The organism is Yersinia sp. 2540 StPb PI, from assembly GCF_052217165.1.
GTDB lineage: Bacteria > Pseudomonadota > Gammaproteobacteria > Enterobacterales > Enterobacteriaceae > Yersinia > Yersinia enterocolitica_E.
In genome coordinates this window covers 3967730-3984224 of record NZ_JAZGQC010000001.1, presented here as the reverse complement: position 1 = coordinate 3984224, position 16495 = coordinate 3967730, and the positions used below count along the sequence as shown (strand labels likewise).

Here is a 16495-nt window from a genome sequence, read left to right as displayed (position 1 = left end):
TTAGTTCTCACTCAGAACAGTAGAATTGGCGTGGCTTAGTCCACGCTTTTTTTATGCCCTGAGTTCCTGCAAATTTGATGTTAACAACGGGTATTCACCCAAATTACATGACTGCGTAAGTTCATCCAGATAGCTGTGCGTTGTCTGGTGGCACACCCGGTTTATTAGAAATAAAACTGAAATTGTTTATTGTACTAAACACTAATAACTCCCTTTCTCTTTTCCACTGCTGCGTTTTATCCCCTGGTCAATGTCGACATATTGCTCCTTTTTTTAGCAACAAAGCGGCTGTCTGTAAGTCTTTCTTAAATATTCGCTTTACGAATTAACTGAGGGAAAAGCCCTATTTCATTAAGAGAAAACGCAGGCTTTATTGCATCGGCTGAAACCATTCAATATGTCAATGAGAGAAGATTTCTAATTAAAAATATGACGTTATGCATTGTTTTTAAAGCTTTGGTGAACTCTGTAATATTTTTTCACAGTTATGTGCTCGTTGTCATACTTTGAATAATTAGCGTTATTTTTAATTGATAATTCGCGTCGCGAAAAATAGTCTGTGTGGCAGCAGCAATCTACAGAGCGGTTGTTTTTCGCAACAGAAGTTTTTAGCAGTAATGGCTGGTGGTTATTGCTCCCCAGCAAAAATTTTACCCACTAGGGTTTTTTTGAGGCTAAACCTGTGAGCTGTGGTGGACACAGGCAACGCACTTTAAATGTGATGTCAAAGAGGAATTTTTTCATATGGTTACGCACGGTGCTAAACGTAAAACGCTGGCGCTCGCAGTCGCGGGTGCATTGTTAGGAACGGGGTTCATGGTAGCCCCAGAGGCCAAGGCTAAAGGCTTTATTGATGATTCGTCACTGACCGGTGGGATTTATTATTGGCAGCGTCAGCGTGACCGTAAAGATTTAACGCCAGGGAGTGCGGAGTACGGCAAATATGTCGCCAACTTGCACCACTCTACCTTTAACGCCAATCTGGATTTCTCTTCCGGTTATGCGGCTGACATGTTTGGTATTGACTTGGCTGCTTTCGGGGCAGTTGAAATGACCAACAGTGGCCCGGCAGCGCCAAACGAAATTGGTTTCAGTGATGCTAAAACCCGTTGGGATGAGAAATGGACCGGTGATAAGAGTGGCGTCAGTGTTTATAAAGCCGCGGCCAAATTTAAGCTAGGTGATTTCTGGGCGCGGGGGGGTTATATCCAACCAACGGGTCAGACACTGCTCGCACCACACTGGAGCTTTATGCCAGGGACCTACCGTGGGGCTGAAGGTGGTGCTAAATTCGATTTTGATACTGCCGGTGCCTTGTCCATGTCTTACATGTGGACTGATGAATATAAAGCGCCTTGGTATCAGAATATGTACAACTTCCGCCAGGCTGATGGCAAGACCGGCGTAAGTTATCTGCACTCAATCGGTGCTAAATACGATTTCAAAAACAAACTGGTGATGGAAGCGGCATTTGGCCAGGCAAAAGATTACATGGACCAGTATTTCGCCAAGGCTTCTTACGCCTTCCCGGTGGCTGGCAATGATCTTCGTACCTCTTATCAGTTCTACGGTGCAAAAGATAAAGTTGATGGCGGTGCCAGCAATGTAAACGACGTCTATGACGGATTAGCCTGGCTACAAGCGCTGACATTGGGCTACACCACCGGTCCATTTGACTTGCGTCTTGAAGGTACCTGGGCCAAAGCTGACGGTAACCAAGGTTACTTCCTGCAACGTATGACGCCAGGCTATGCGACCTCTAATGGCCGTTTGGATGTTTGGTGGGATTCCCGCTCTGACTTCAACGCCAACGGCGAAAAAGCGCTGTTTGGTGGCGTGATGTATGACCTGAAAAACTGGAATCTTGCGGGCTGGTCAGTGGGAACCTCCTATGCGTATGGCTGGGATGCAAAACCAAGTACTAACCCAATTTATGACCAGAATACGCGTCTGAAAGAATCTGCTTGGAACTTTGATGTTCTCTACACCCTGCAAGAAGGCCGGGCGAAAGGCACGCTCTTCAAACTGCATTACACCATGTATGACAACCACACCAATATTCCAAGCTTTGGCGGCGGTTTTGGCAACGTATTCCAGGATGAAAAAGACGTTAAATTCATCGTGATTGCACCCTTTACCATCTTCTGATGTTGACCACTTTTTGATTGCCATCCCCGGTAACCAACCCGGGGACATAATGGAGCACCCGCCATGAAGAAAATGCTTTTTATTATTACCACGGTATTGGGATTAAGTGCCTGCGCACCACAAACCCCAGTTCAACCGGAAGATAGCAAACTCAAACAAGCCTACAGCGCGTGCATCAATGCCAGCGAAGGTTCGCCAGAAAGATTGATCCCCTGCAAGGCGGTGCTAGATGTGCTGAAACAAGAGAAAGCGCATCAGGCTTTTACTGAGAAAGAGACCGTTCGAGTGTTGGATTACCAGCGTTGCATTGATGCTGCACATACCGGTAATGGTCAGGCCTATGACGCGCAATGCGGAAAGCTGTGGCAAGAAATACGCAGTAATAATAATCCAGATAAATAATATCCAAGATAAAAATATTAGGATAACGGTAATTGAGCTAACAATAACGCTGCTAGCAGCAATACTGTCAATAACCGTTCTGGCAGCTGTTATTAATTACGGATGAGGTTAGTGATGAATAAATTCAAATTAAATGCTTTAGCGGCGATAACCGCAACCTTTGGCTTGATGGGATATGCCAATGCTGATACCCGTAATCAGCAACTTGTTGATCAACTCAGCACATTGAAAGTTAATTATAAATTGTTGGATAACCGTGCTGCTGAAAATGGCGTTGATTGTGCCAAACTGGGTGCCGACTGGGCATCTTGTAATAAAGTCATGATTACTCTGACCAACACCGGGGATGAGATAGTCGGCCAAGACTGGGCTATTTATTTCCATAGTATCCGCCAGATTCTGACCGTCGATAACAGTCAGTTTAAAATTACTCATCTGACGGGTGATTTGCATAAAATTGAACCTACCGCCAAATTCACGGGTTTCCCCGCCAATCAAGCGGTTGAAATCCCTATTACTGGCGAATACTGGCAGTTGTTTGCCACTGATTTTATGCCGCGCTGGTATGCCACTGCTGGCGATGCTAAACCCAAAGTACTAAAAAATACCGATACCGAAGATATCAATGAGTATCTGACACAGTTTACCGGCGATCAGTGGAAACGCACCAAAGATGACAATAATGTGCTGATGACGCCGGAATCACGCTTTGTTAAAAACGAAGCAGTAAAAACGTTATCTGTGGCTAACTTGCGTGGGCAAATAATCCCTACGCCTATGGAGATTAAGCTCTATAAACAGGATGTGGATCTGAGTCACGGGGTTGCGCTGGATCTGAGTGTATTGCCAAAAGCTGCCGCAGAGGCAGCTCAGCAGCGCTTCGAATTACTGGGTCTGAAGGCCAATTCAGCCGGTTTCCCGATAAAAACAGTGATTCAACCTGCCGCGTTTAAAGGTGACTTAGCGGTTTCCGGTGCTTACGAGCTGAAAATCGGCGAGAAAGGGGCACAGGTTATTGGTTTTGATCCGAGCGGCGTGTTCTATGGCCTGCAATCCATTCTATCGTTGGTTCCGACTGACGGCACTAAGACTATTGCCACTCTTGAGGCGAAAGATGCGCCACGTTTTGAATACCGTGGTGTGTTCCTCGATGTTGGCCGTAATTTTAAAACCAAAGATGCAGTGCTGCGCTTACTTGATCAGATGTCAGCTTATAAGCTGAACAAATTCCACTTCCATCTAAGTGATGATGAAGGCTGGCGTATTGAAATCCCAGGCTTACCCGAATTGACCGATGTTGGTAGCAAACGTTGTCACGATTTGACGGAGAATACCTGCTTGCTGCCGCAATTGGGTTCTGGCCCAGACAGCAATAATATGGGTAGCGGCCATTTCACTCGTGATGATTATATTGAGATTCTGAAATATGCCAAAGCACGCCAGATTGATGTGATCCCTGAAATCGATGTGCCAGCACACGCCCGTGCAGCCGTAGTGTCGATGGAAGCCCGTTACAATAATCTGATGAAACAAGGCAAAGAAAAAGAAGCTAACGAATTCCGTCTGCTTGACCCGACTGATGATTCCAATACCACGTCAGTTCAGTTCTATGAGCGTAAAAGCTATCTCAACCCATGCCTCGATTCCTCTAAGCGGTTTGTCGATAAAGTGATTGGCGAAATGGCGCAGATGCATAAAGAAGCCGGTATGCCCCTGACTACCTGGCACTTTGGTGGCGATGAAGCGAAAAATATCCGTTTGGGTGCGGGTTATCAGGACAAAAACGGGCCGATTGAAGCGGGTAAAGGCATTATTGATAAGAGTGTTGAAGATAAACCTTGGGCCAAATCACAAGTTTGTCAGGATATGGTCAAACAAGGCAAGGTGCAGGATGTTGAACATCTTTCCAGCTATTTTGCCATTGAAGTCAGTAAGTTGGTTAATGCTCACGGCATCGAGAAGATGCAGGCTTGGCAGGATGGGTTGAAAGACGCCAAAGATGCTAAAGCGTTTGCCACTAAACGCGTTGGCGTCAACTTCTGGGATACCCTCTATTGGGGTGGTGCTGACTCAATCAATGATTGGGCCAATAAAGGTTATGAAGTGGTCGCGTCAAATCCAGATTATGTCTACTTCGATATGCCATATGAAGTTAATCCGAATGAACGCGGTTACTACTGGGCAACCCGCTTTAATGACGAAGCGAAAGTATTCAGCTTCGCACCAGACAACATGCCGCAGAATGCCGAGACCTCAGTGGACCGCGATGGTAATCACTTCAGCGCGAAAAGCGATAAACCTTGGCCGGGTATACATGGCATCTCGGGTCAGTCATGGAATGAAACCGTCCGTACTGATGAGCAGATGGAATACATGATCTTCCCGCGGATGTTGCCATTGGCTGAGCGTGCCTGGCATCGCGCTTCGTGGGAGCAAGATTACAAAGCGGGCCGCGAATATCAAGGTGGCCAGACGCACAGGGTCGATACCAAGGCGTTGGACATCGATTGGCAACGTTTTGCCAACATCATGGGCCAACGTGAACTGGCAAAACTGGATAAAGCCGGTGTGTCATATCGCTTGCCTGTCCCCGGTGCTCGGGTTGTGGCAGGAAAGTTGGAAGCCAATATCTCACTGCCGGGCCTGATTATCGAGTATTCAACTGATGGCGGTAAGCAGTGGCAGAAGTATGATGCCAAGGCACAACCTACCGTGAGTGGCGAGGTGATGATCCGCTCCACCAGCCCAGACGGTAAGCGTAGTAGCCGTGCTGAGCCGGTTAAAGTCTGAAAATTGGTAGTATCGAGCTGTGTCTAATGTTATCTCCTGTTTGCTTTATTTTTTGGCTAAACAAATTTAAGTGAAGTTGAGTTGATGGTTTTTCCCCCGGCAGGTCCGGGGTTTTTTTTGCTGCAAAATTGGTGCAGCTGCTAAAGGGGGGAGAGTCAATAAATGGGGGCGATAAACAGTAAATTTGTCACTCAGGAAAGATCAATAACGGGGTAGATACGGTGTTGTGGATAGCTAGCAGGCGAACGAACCCAGAGCATCGCTAACACTCTAGTGGCTTTAAGTAGCAAGGGGATAAATAAATATCAAGGGCATAAATAAGAACGACCACCTGACTCCCAACCGAGAGATACTCAGGTATAGAACGGGAAAGGTGGCCATCTTGCTGATAGCTTATGTTAACCAAACAGTAGAACCTATCAATCTGGATTAAACATAAGCCGTAGTGTATTCAGTGCTTAAAATCTTTATAAGATAATGCTTTCAAACCACATTATCTTTTATCGTGTGCCGACTCGTTTTCACGGCAATCACCGGTCTCACAATGGCCGTACAGATACAGACTGTGATTGGTCAGCTTGATACCATGCTGTTTAGAAATTTCACGTTGAAGCGATTCAATGGATTCATTGCTAAACTCAATCACTTTGCCGCAATCCAGGCAAATCAAGTGATCATGATGATGCTGCTGCGTCAGCTCAAAGACTGATTTACCGCCTTCGAAATTGTGGCGGGTAACAATACCGGCATCATCAAACTGGTTCAGTACGCGGTAAACCGTGGCTAAACCAATCTCTTCACCAATATCGATCAGCTTTTTATAAAGATCTTCCGCGCTGACGTGGTGGCACGCCGGATCTTGCAACACTTCCAGAATTTTAAGCCGGGGCAGTGTTACTTTAAGGCCTGCGTTTTTTAAGGCTTTGTTGTTGTCAGTCATGCGGATTCAGTCCTGTTACTATCGATTCAAATTAAGGCTGTTCAGCCTATGACATCCGTGGCGCAATAATTACAATTGCGTCTCATTATAGAACTGCTAGCCCCAAATGAAAACCGTGGTTGTTAACAAAGATATAATTGCACACTTTGTAAGATTAATCATGCAGTGTATTGATGAATGGGGATAACACATCATTTAAGTGTACAGTGACGAGCGATAAAGTTACAAATTTGTAGCAGTTTATTTTCATTTTGCGCGCAGGAAGATGTGGATCTGTGGGCCGCTTAACAAAGCACAATCGGATAGCCGGACGCGCTGCTCACCGGGGATGGGAGCTAAAGAGAGAGAAAACAACGTTATGACAAAAAGCACAGATCAAAAGGATAAAAGGCAACGGAAACGCCCGGCAGTGTTGAACACGACCATAGCGTTTCCGACAGGCTTGATTAACCCACGATTTCAGACAGGCTCAGTTCTTCAGTAATCTGTTTTACCCATGCCTCAACCCGCTCATTGGTAAGTTCTGGCTGACGGTCTTCATCAATTGCCAGACCAATAAAGTGGTCGTCATCCGCCAGACCTTTGGACGCTTCAAAATGGTAGCCCGCTGTTGGCCAATGGCCCACGATTGCGGCACCACGTGGCTCAATGATGTCGCGCACGGTACCCATCGCATCACAGAAATATTCTGCGTAGTCTTCCTGGTCACCACAACCAAACAGCGCCACCAACTTGCCATTGAAATCGATCTCTTCCAGTGTTGGGAAGAAATCATCCCAATCACACTGCGCTTCGCCGTAATACCAGGTTGGGATCCCAATCAGCAAAATATCGAAGCCTTCTAAATCTTCTTTACTGCTTTTGGCAATGTCGTGAACCTCAGCAACATCTTTGCCCAGTTGCTTTTGGATCATCTTGGCAATGTTTTCAGTATTGCCAGTATCGCTGCCAAAGAAAATGCCTACAGTTGCCATATAGCTAAATACCTTTTAAATTCAAATAGTTATGCAAATTACTGAGCGTTCTGCCCAATATTATAACACATGTATAGGGCGACATAATGCCAGAGAACCCCATCAGGCTTTTATCAAGTTTATGCGATATTAAATTTTTGTGAGTCGCTCAACCTTATAACTCCATTGCCGATAACCGTTGTGTAACTGAATAGTTGCAATTTGCGGTGCCAGGGGGAAATCCGTCAGATGAAGGTCTGCCGGCAAAGGAGTTGTCGTTAGCTGTATGAACGTCCTTTATTGCTTTTCGGTCATCAAATAACACCAGAGTCTCTAACGGTAACTATCCGATATATAAGGGGAACGAACATGCAGTTTTTAAAAAATATTACTATCAGGGCGGCATTGCTTTGGGTACTTGGCGCATTTTGTCTGCTCTGGGGCGGTGTATCGGCTTATACCTTGTTATCACTCAACCAACTGACACAATCCTCCAACGCGAATACTGTGTTGGTTGAAAATATGAATTTGGTTAATCAGGGGACGGATCAATATTTCCGTATGGTGACACGTCTGTCTCGTTCAGTAGATTACCGCCAGAGCGGTAATATCGTGGATGCTGACAAAGAATTGAAATCATCCAATGTTGCCTTGGAAAACCTGAAGCAAAAGTTGGCAGAATTTAAAACTATTGACCATGCACAGTTAGACTCCGCTTTGGTTAGCGGCGTGATTGATGGGTGGAGTGGGTTAATTGAACAAGGGGTTACGCCGCTGTATCAAGCTGCAATGGACAATAACAGCGCCGCTTATCAGGATTTAGCGAAAAAAACGGTACCTGCATTGAGTCGCCAGTATGGTTCAGTGGCTGAAAAGTTTAATCAGGCGGCATCAAAAGCTATCGGGGTGGCTAAAGATCAATTCTCTCATTTGACCAAAGTGAGCAGCATTACCCTTATCTCAGCGCTGATCGCCGGTCTGGTGATTTTACTGGCAACAGATCGCTATCTGGTTGCCAACCTGGTGCGCCCACTGGACGATATTCGCGAGCATTTTCGCGTGATTGCTTCTGGTCAGCTTGGTCTGCCTATTGCTGATTTTGGTCGCAACTGTGTTGGGCGGTTATTCCCGCTGCTGCGTGATGTACAAACCAGTTTGGTGAATACTGTTCAGGCAATTCGTAGTAGCACCGATGGGATCTATCATGGTGCAGCCGAGATTTCAGCCGGCAACACCGATTTGTCATCCCGCACTGAGCAGCAAGCTGCGGCGCTTGAAGAAACAGCAGCTAGCATGGAGCAGTTAACCGCAACCGTAAAACACAATGCTGATAATGCGCACCATGCCAGTCAACTGGCGGCCAATGCCTCCGCCACCGCGAAAAAGGGCGGAATATTGGTGGCAGATGTGGTTAACACCATGAATGAGATTTCAGCCAGTTCGCGGAAAATAGCCGATATAACGACGGTAATTAACAGCATTGCTTTTCAGACTAACATTTTGGCACTGAATGCAGCCGTTGAAGCCGCCCGTGCCGGTGAACAAGGTCGTGGCTTTGCTGTGGTTGCCAGCGAGGTACGTAATCTTGCACAACGCAGTGCACAGGCGGCGAAGGAGATTGATGGCTTGATTAATGAGTCGGTTAGTCGTGTCAGTAGTGGTTCGGCCTTGGTGGAGAGTGCTGGTATTACTATGGATGAAATTGTTCGTTCCATCACCAATGTGACCGATTTAATGGGTGAGATAGCTTCTGCATCTGATGAACAGAGCAAAGGTATTAGCCAGGTCGGACAAGCGGTGGCAGAAATGGACAGCGTGACACAGCAAAATGCCGCGTTAGTACAGCAAGCTTCCCGTGCTGCGGCCTCGCTAGAAGAACAGGCCACTCAGTTAAACCGGGCGGTAGCGGTGTTTAAACTAAAGGCCGATGACGAACGAGTAAAACCGGCAGTGAAAACGCGGGCCAACCCATTAACCGCAGCACCTGCCAGCGCGAGAGTGGATAGCAACGCAAACTGGGAAACATTCTAAAAACCGCTAACAACCCGGTGACTTCAGTATGGGCGGGATAAAGTAAAAACGGCGTAGCGTAAGTGATTACGCCACGCCGTCGTGGTAACCGATAGGGTTAAAACCCTTCTTGTGAGTGGGCTAATTGAGCCAGCAACATTTGTTCAATCAGCTCACTACGGCTGATGTTACGCTGCTCTGCAAGGCTGTTGAGAGCATCGACGGCATCGGCATTAATCTTCAGTTCCACGCGTCGTAAGCCACGCACTTTATCGCGCCGTAGTTGATTCCGCTTATTAATTCTAAGCTGCTCATCACGGGATAATGGATTTGTTTTCGGACGCCCCGGACGGCGTTCATCTGCGAACAGATCCAGCGTCGTGCGATCCGTTTGTTCTTTTGCCATAGGTAGCAGTACTACAAGGGATTTACATCAGAAAGCGTAACGAAGCCTTGTCTGACGATTCGGTTTACATGTTTCAGGTTGAGAACATAGCTTGAGCGCATTGAATAACCTATATACCAGCAGCCTGAATTTGCATTTGCACCGGTTACGATCTGTGAACAGCGACCGAAGTCCGCAGCAAAATTAGAGCGCGCCATAATACCCCAGCCAACTGAGCAACGACAATGCTTTACTGTGATTAGATTGTGCTAATTCGTTCTTTTTTGCACAATTTTTCCACAGGAAATACATTTTTTTTCCCCAGGGGATGATTTTTAATCAATCCCCATCGTGCGCTGTACTTTTTTTATTCAGCCTCTTTTTCATCGGTGCTGTTTTCATCAATAAAACGGTGGATAGCCCGCAAGACAGAATCCGGCTTTTCCGCATGTACCCAGTGGCCAGTCCCTGCGACCACATAGGCACGGGCTTGCGGGAATTGGCGGGCAATATCATCACGATGGCTATCTTGAATATATGGCGACAGCTCACCGCGAATAAAGAGGATTGGGTGCGGCCACGGTGGAATAGGTTGCCAGCCGACAATATTTTCGTATTGATCCCAGAGTGCGGGCACATTAAACCGCCATTCGCCGTTGTGGAATGATTTCAATAAGAACTGAATGACCCCTTCTTCTTTTATCGACTCACGCATCAATTGAGCGGCTTCTTGTCGCTGGGTTATACCCGCAGCACTCACAGCATTGAGGGCAGTAAAGATAGTGTCGTGGCGGCGTACTTGATAGTTGACTGGGGCGACATCAATCGCGACCAGCTTTGCAATACGATGAGGAGCAATTGCTGTCAGTGCCATTGCCACTTTACCCCCCATCGAATGGCCGATAATAATGGCTTTCTCTATTGCGAGGTGGTCGAGCAGCTCCAGCACATCCTGGGCCATTGCAGGGTAATCCACTTGCGGTGAGCGGGGTGATAAACCATGGTCACGCATATCAACCTGAACCACGGTATGATCTTTTTGCAAGTCACGGGCCAAAACACCCAGGTTATCCAGATTACCAAATAGCCCATGAATCAGCATGATTGGCAGGGACGGTGTGGCAGAAAGCGCGTTTTGTAAGCGGAAGTTTAATTTCATAGCGACGTTCATACTGAGAGATAATGTGGTTAGGATATCATGGCTGAACAAAGGTGTGCTGTTACACAATTATTTGCCTTATCATCAGTCATATGTAGATTATTGAGTTGCTGTGGGTGGGGCGGGCCATTTATCCCGATAAAGCCATTATAAAGGTACTCGTCAGCGCACTTTGACTTTATAATCCTAAGATATGTATAAGAAAGTAGAAACCCGTACTGGATAAAGATGAAAACTATTGAACTCGACGAAGAACTTTATCGCTATATTGCCAGCCATACGCAGCACATTGGCGAAAGCGCGTCTGATATTTTACGACGTATGCTGAAGTTTACGGCCGGTCAGCCGGTACCCAGTATCCCTGCCAGCACTGATGCGGTGAAAGCGGCGGCAGCTCCAGCACCACGAGATCGGGTTCGTGCAGTGCGTGAATTGCTGTTGTCCGATGAGTATGCAGAGCAAAATAGGGCGGTTAACCGCTTTATGTTGGTGTTATCCACACTTTACACGCTGGATGCACAGGCGTTTACCGAGGCGACTGAATCATTACATGGTCGCACCCGGGTTTATTTTGCGGGTGACCAACAGACATTGTTGCAAAACGGGACGCACACCAAACCCAAACATGTCCCAGGTACGCCATACTGGGTTATTACCAATACCAATACCGAGCGTAAACGCAGTATGGTGCAACATCTCATGCTGGCAATGCAGTTCCCGCCGGATTTGACCGAAAAAGTGTGCGGGACTATTTAATTTCGTTGAACCGATACCCAAAGAAATTGGAGTTGCAGGTAGGCAGCAAGCGAACGACAAATGGGTTGTAAACCATGTTGAACAGCACTTGCACTGGCCCGCAGGGTGAGCCTCATCAGAGGCTCCTAATCCCGATGAACTTACGCAAATAAGCGATTCGGGTGAGTGAACGCAGCTTGCGGCTCCAAATGCGAAGGGGATATATAGGGAGTAGTGACTGTGGCCAATCACCCTCGTGCCGGGCAACCCGCTCAGCAAAGCGATTTGATAAATGTTGCGCAGTTAACGTCACAATATTATGTATTGCAGCCAGATGCTGAAAATCCGGCCCATGCGGTCAAATTTGGCACCTCCGGCCATCGTGGCAGTTCATTACGCCACAGTTTTAACGAAGCACACATCTTGGCAATCGCTCAGGCGATCGCAGAAGTTCGTCATCAACATGGCATTAGCGGCCCGTGTTATGTGGGTAAAGATACCCATGCACTCTCTGAACCGGCATTTATCTCGGTATTAGAAGTGCTGACGGCGAATGGTGTGGATGTCGTGGTACAGCAAGATAATGGTTTTACACCAACCCCGGCGATTTCACATGCTATTCTCTGCCATAATGTGCAGGGGAAAGCCTTGGCTGACGGCATTGTTATCACACCGTCACACAATCCGCCTGAAGATGGTGGCATCAAGTACAACCCACCGAATGGCGGCCCGGCCGATACCAATCTGACCTCGGTAATTGAAAAAAGAGCTAATCAGTTACTCAGCCTGAAATTAGAGGGCATCAAACGCCAAACGCTGGATAAAGCCTGGCGTGGTAATCATCTGCGTGAGCAAGATTTGATTCAGCCGTATGTTGCAGGCTTGGTGGATGTGGTCGATATTCCGGCTATTCAACGTGCTGGTTTGAAATTAGGTGTTGATCCTCTCGGTGGCTCCGGTATTGCTTATTGGCAACGTATTGGTGAGCACTATAAGTTGGATCTAACACTGGTTAATGATTCTATCGATCAGACCTTCCGCTTTATGCATCTGGACCATGATGGCGTGATCCGGATGGATTGCTCGTCAGAATCCGCCATGGCTGGCTTATTGGCGTTACGCGATAAATTTGATTTAGCTTTTGCTAACGATCCCGATTATGACCGCCATGGTATTGTGACTCCGGCAGGGTTGATGAATCCGAATCATTATCTTGCAGTATCGATCAATTACCTGTTCCAGCACCGTCCGCAATGGGGCGCTGAGGTGGCCGTGGGTAAAACTCTGGTCTCCAGTGCGATGATTGATCGCGTGGTGGCTGATTTAGGCCGTAAGTTGGTAGAAGTCCCGGTCGGCTTTAAATGGTTTGTTGACGGTTTGCACGACGGTAGCTTTGGTTTTGGCGGTGAAGAGAGTGCTGGGGCCTCCTTCCTGCGCTTCGATGGCACGCCGTGGTCTACTGATAAAGACGGTATTATCATGTGTTTGCTGGCGGCAGAAATCACAGCAGTTACCGGTAAAAATCCACAGCATCACTATGATGATTTAGCTAAACGCTTTGGCGCACCGAGCTATAACCGTATTCAGGCTCCGGCGACTCAGGCGCAGAAAAACGCGTTGTCTAAACTGTCACCTGAGATGGTAACAGCCAACATGTTGGCGGGTGATCCTATTACTGCCCGTTTAACCACCGCGCCAGGCAATGGTGCATCCATTGGCGGCCTGAAAGTGATGACGGATAACGGCTGGTTTGCGGCGCGTCCATCCGGTACTGAAGACGCTTATAAAATTTACTGTGAAAGTTTTATCAGCCCAGAGCATCGTGAAAAGATAGAGCAGGAAGCCGTAGATATTGTCAGTGATGTACTGGCAGGGGCTAAATAAACCGCTGATTAAGAGTATCAGGCCAGAATCAAATAACAGGAGGTTGTTATTAGGTTCTGGCTTTTTATCATTGATAACGAAAGTCAGTTAGTGATTACAACATGGTACTCTAACGTTAGTGGCGAATAGCCCCTGAGCTAAACTTTGGGTGGATATATTTTCCTTTGATATAGATCGTTCTAGCGGAGCCGCCTCTTTGGGTGCGAAGGACGATAGGGCATCAATGATCATCCCAATACTGGGTAATGCACCACCACCACCGTTAGCGTAATCGTAGTCAAAATTATACTCTAAATCATAGTTAATCTGATTGTTTTTATCTATAAGAACTTGGCTGAGGGTTGTATTATATAATTTTTCACTATCAGGCATGTTTCTGTTAAATATCTCAGATAATTTAAAACTGATATGAGTACGAAAATCTACAGCCAAGTCATTATTCAGTTGGCTTAATTTTTCATTATACGTTTCAGGATTATTGATCACTAGATTGTGAAGTATTTCCGCTGAGTTATTTTGCATAAGCATGGCATTTGATTTTGTATGCAAATATTTTACTTTATAGCCATCAGGAGTAAATTGGTTACGAACGACGATAGTAAGGTCATCACCCTCATTGCGGCTGCTGATGACTAAGTGATCACCATAACGATTGAACTTTAACTCTTCAAATTTATGATCCATCAAAGCGATAGTATCTTCTTCACCTGCATATTCTACTATCATATTTATACCGTCGTTAGCGGCGAAAACATAGAGGTCATTTCCCTCGCCACCGGCTAAATAGTCATTTCCCTTACCACCTTGAAGGCGATCGTTCCCCTTGCCACCATAGAGTTGATCATCTCCGAGCGCGCGGCGGGATTGCGCTCTTTGTTCTGACTCAAGTTGGCTAACATCATGGTAATTTAAATCACCATTTAAACTGTCATTACCTTCTCCACCCACCAGGATATCGCTGCCGGCACCGCCATATAAGCCGTCATCACCGTTACCTCCAATTAATGTATCATGACCCTCCCAGCCAAACAGCGCGTCATTACCCTCTTTACCCTCTATGTAATCATTACCATCGGCACCAGCAAGGTTATCATTTTTTTTACCACCGATAATGGTTTTATCACCGCCGCCAGGCTCGGTGATAACGCCATTTCTTAGTCTGTGTTTACCCGTGAAATATTTGTCCGACTTTTTAAGTGTCACGGTTTCAGCCTGTTTCCCTGAGTATCCTATGGTTAACAGTTCATCGGCAGGATATTCAACAAGATCTTCTCTATGAATATAGAGGTACTTACGTGAATCATAAAAGTTATGAGGTTGTTTGGCATTGGATAGGAATAGTTCTTTTCTCTGTTTGTCATTAGTATAGAAAATAATAGATTTAATCTTCAGCTCACCGTTTTCAATGATTTTTTTATAGGTTTTATATTCGTATTTATTTTTATTTTTGTCTGAAAAAATAACGGTAAGGTTTGAGCCTGAATACCGAAAGAAGATTCTGTCGGACAGTTCATCTCTCAGTGCAATAGAATTCATAGTGCCATTTATTATTAAATTACCTGTGCAGTCGATTGTGCTTTTTTTTACTGGTCTTTGTTGTTCCTGGTTAATGTTCATTTAATATCCTTTCATTTGAAATATAATGTGATAATGCTTTTTTATATTAGCAATCAACATTATTTTAAATGAAGCTTAATTTCATTATTTATTGTCATTTAATTAATAATAAGGTTATGAATTATAATGAGGTCTTTGTTATTGATTTGGTGAATGTGTTATTACCCCAATGCCACCAGCAAAGCACCGGCGGTAATCAGTGCGACGCCCAAACTCGCCACCAGCGAGATTTTTTCACCAAACAGGATAACCGCCAGAATCACCGCAAAAACTACACTGAGTTTATCAATCGGGGCCACTTGAGAGACATTGCCATGCTTGATAGCCATAAAGTAAAACAGCCAGGATAACGCACCTGCAACACCACTGAGAATAATGAATAGCAGGGCTTTTTTATCTGCCAATACCCCACCGATCAGATTGAATTTCCCTTGAGCTAGCACCACGCCGACCAGGAACAGCGCCATCACGACAGCACGAACGGCGGTCGCAGTATTGGCATCCAACTGCTGCAAGCCGATTTTACCGAAGATAGCGACCAGAGAGGCAGTGAAGGCAGATAACAGGGCGTAAATCAACCAAGTACTCATGAATAATAAGACCTATTAGCATTTAAAAGTTTGATGCTACGCCGCTGACAGCTATTTTCCTAGTATCAATGTAAATTTTTATATCACACAAGATGTTACGGGATAAAGCGATAGCCGACGCCGGTTTCAGTTAGCAGATGCTTAGGGCGGGTCGGGTCTGTTTCTAATTTCTGCCGTAAATGGCCCATATAAATACGCAGATAGTGGCTGTGTTCGACATAATTTGGCCCCCAGACTTGGCTTAATAACTGGCGCTGGGTAATGACTTTACCGGCATTCGCCAACAATGCAGAGAGCAGGCGAAACTCAATCGGTGTCAGGTGCAGATTTTCGCCGGCACGGGTAACCTGACGATTAATCAGATCAACGCTGATATCGGCAAAGCCCACCAGCGGGCTTTCCTGACTACCACCGCTATGGCGGCGCAAAGCAACCCGCACTCTAGCCAATAACTCACTGATTCCAAATGGTTTACTTAGGTAGTCATCGGCTCCGGCATCCAACGCGGCCACTTTATCTTCTTCATTGTTACGAGCCGATAAGACGATAATAGGAATGGCACTCCACTGGCGCAGGTCTTGAATATAAGTCAGCCCATCGCCGTCTGGTAACCCCAGATCCAAAATAATCAGGTCCGGTTTGCGGGTACCGGCTTCAATTAACCCCCGTTGCAAGGTATCACTCTCGAATACTCGCCAGCCCTCACTCTCCAGCGCAATACGAACAAAGCGCCGAATCTCTTTTTCATCTTCTACGATTAGAATGTTAGTCGGGGATATAGTCACTTCTCCTCATACCCGTCATACTTCAAGCTGCTTGCAGCGGCCCCGGTCACTGACTTATGTAAGCTCCCGGGGACTTACTCAGTTGCCGCCTTCCTGC

13 protein-coding genes are annotated in these 16495 nt (G+C 46.3%); 6 read left to right on the top strand and 7 right to left on the bottom strand.

Going from position 1 to position 16495, the window contains the following annotated elements; translation table 11 throughout:
- Positions 1–744: 744 nt before the first annotated feature.
- The 3 genes from chiP (at position 745) to V1956_RS18520 (ending at position 5340) form a co-directional block, all read left to right on the top strand.
- The gene (gene chiP, locus V1956_RS18530) at positions 745–2148 is read left to right on the top strand and encodes a chitoporin ChiP (protein WP_083159637.1); all 1404 of its coding nucleotides are present in this window, start codon (positions 745–747) and stop codon (positions 2146–2148) included.
- A 63-nt stretch (positions 2149–2211) separates the two neighbouring features.
- Complete coding sequence (gene chiQ / locus V1956_RS18525) at positions 2212–2550, top strand: ChiQ/YbfN family lipoprotein (protein WP_083159636.1); 339 nt, start codon at positions 2212–2214, stop codon at positions 2548–2550.
- Between the two features lie 114 nt (positions 2551–2664).
- Positions 2665–5340, top strand: coding sequence for a beta-N-acetylhexosaminidase (locus tag V1956_RS18520; protein WP_442825459.1), 2676 nt, complete (start codon positions 2665–2667; stop codon positions 5338–5340).
- 493 nt (positions 5341–5833) lie between these two features.
- Here V1956_RS18520 and fur read toward each other — a convergent pair whose 3' ends face one another.
- Together fur and fldA are read right to left on the bottom strand one after the other, a co-directional pair.
- Positions 5834–6280, bottom strand: a complete 447-nt coding sequence (gene fur, locus V1956_RS18515) for a ferric iron uptake transcriptional regulator (RefSeq protein WP_083159634.1) — start codon at positions 6278–6280, stop codon at positions 5834–5836.
- 446 nt (positions 6281–6726) lie between these two features.
- A complete protein-coding gene (gene fldA, locus V1956_RS18510) occupies positions 6727–7254 on the bottom strand; it encodes a flavodoxin FldA (RefSeq protein ID WP_083159633.1) in 528 nt (175 codons plus the stop codon).
- A 348-nt stretch (positions 7255–7602) separates the two neighbouring features.
- Here fldA and V1956_RS18505 point away from each other — a divergent pair, with 348 nt between their 5' ends.
- Positions 7603–9264 (top strand): methyl-accepting chemotaxis protein, encoded by a 1662-nt coding sequence (locus V1956_RS18505; protein ID WP_442825458.1) that lies wholly within the window; start codon positions 7603–7605, stop codon positions 9262–9264.
- Positions 9265–9361: 97 nt separating this feature from the next.
- Here the strand turns inward: V1956_RS18505 and ybfE are convergent, their stop codons facing one another.
- Both ybfE and ybfF read right to left on the bottom strand, forming a co-directional pair.
- Entirely contained in the window at positions 9362–9649 is a 288-nt protein-coding gene (gene ybfE / locus V1956_RS18500) for a LexA regulated protein (RefSeq protein ID WP_005163374.1), read from the bottom strand.
- Positions 9650–9995: 346 nt separating this feature from the next.
- Complete coding sequence (gene ybfF / locus V1956_RS18495; RefSeq protein ID WP_372558344.1) at positions 9996–10787, bottom strand: esterase; 792 nt, start codon at positions 10785–10787, stop codon at positions 9996–9998.
- 228 nt (positions 10788–11015) lie between these two features.
- On the opposite strand from ybfF, the gene seqA reads away from it, so the two are divergent.
- Both seqA and pgm read left to right on the top strand, forming a co-directional pair.
- The gene (seqA, locus tag V1956_RS18490) at positions 11016–11543 is read left to right on the top strand and encodes a replication initiation negative regulator SeqA (RefSeq protein WP_372558345.1); all 528 of its coding nucleotides are present in this window, start codon (positions 11016–11018) and stop codon (positions 11541–11543) included.
- Between the two features lie 219 nt (positions 11544–11762).
- Complete coding sequence (gene pgm / locus V1956_RS18485; RefSeq protein WP_372558346.1) at positions 11763–13406, top strand: phosphoglucomutase (alpha-D-glucose-1,6-bisphosphate-dependent); 1644 nt, start codon at positions 11763–11765, stop codon at positions 13404–13406.
- An 87-nt stretch (positions 13407–13493) separates the two neighbouring features.
- Here the strand turns inward: pgm and V1956_RS18480 are convergent, their stop codons facing one another.
- The 3 genes from V1956_RS18480 to kdpE form a co-directional block, all read right to left on the bottom strand.
- Positions 13494–15023: a calcium-binding protein gene (locus V1956_RS18480; RefSeq protein ID WP_442825457.1), complete on the bottom strand. Its 1530-nt coding sequence runs from the start codon at positions 15021–15023 to the stop codon at positions 13494–13496.
- Between the two features lie 161 nt (positions 15024–15184).
- Complete coding sequence (locus V1956_RS18475; RefSeq protein WP_372558348.1) at positions 15185–15613, bottom strand: EamA family transporter; 429 nt, start codon at positions 15611–15613, stop codon at positions 15185–15187.
- A gap of 95 nt (positions 15614–15708) precedes the next feature.
- Positions 15709–16398 (bottom strand): two-component system response regulator KdpE, encoded by a 690-nt coding sequence (gene kdpE, locus V1956_RS18470; RefSeq protein WP_083159624.1) that lies wholly within the window; start codon positions 16396–16398, stop codon positions 15709–15711.
- Positions 16399–16495: the final 97 nt, after the last annotated feature.

Bases quoted from the DNA above. Each gene is read 5' to 3' on its own strand.
- chiP (WP_083159637.1), top strand. From the start codon at position 745: ATGGTTACGCACGGTGCTAAACGTAAAACGCTGGCGCTCGCAGTCGCG.
- chiQ (WP_083159636.1), top strand. From the start codon at position 2,212: ATGAAGAAAATGCTTTTTATTATTACCACGGTATTGGGATTAAGTGCC.
- V1956_RS18520 (WP_442825459.1), top strand. From the start codon at position 2,665: ATGAATAAATTCAAATTAAATGCTTTAGCGGCGATAACCGCAACCTTT.
- fur (WP_083159634.1), bottom strand. From the start codon at position 6,280: ATGACTGACAACAACAAAGCCTTAAAAAACGCAGGCCTTAAAGTAACA.
- fldA (WP_083159633.1), bottom strand. From the start codon at position 7,254: ATGGCAACTGTAGGCATTTTCTTTGGCAGCGATACTGGCAATACTGAA.
- V1956_RS18505 (WP_442825458.1), top strand. From the start codon at position 7,603: ATGCAGTTTTTAAAAAATATTACTATCAGGGCGGCATTGCTTTGGGTA.
- ybfE (WP_005163374.1), bottom strand. From the start codon at position 9,649: ATGGCAAAAGAACAAACGGATCGCACGACGCTGGATCTGTTCGCAGAT.
- ybfF (WP_372558344.1), bottom strand. From the start codon at position 10,787: ATGAAATTAAACTTCCGCTTACAAAACGCGCTTTCTGCCACACCGTCC.
- seqA (WP_372558345.1), top strand. From the start codon at position 11,016: ATGAAAACTATTGAACTCGACGAAGAACTTTATCGCTATATTGCCAGC.
- V1956_RS18480 (WP_442825457.1), bottom strand. From the start codon at position 15,023: ATGAACATTAACCAGGAACAACAAAGACCAGTAAAAAAAAGCACAATC.
- V1956_RS18475 (WP_372558348.1), bottom strand. From the start codon at position 15,613: ATGAGTACTTGGTTGATTTACGCCCTGTTATCTGCCTTCACTGCCTCT.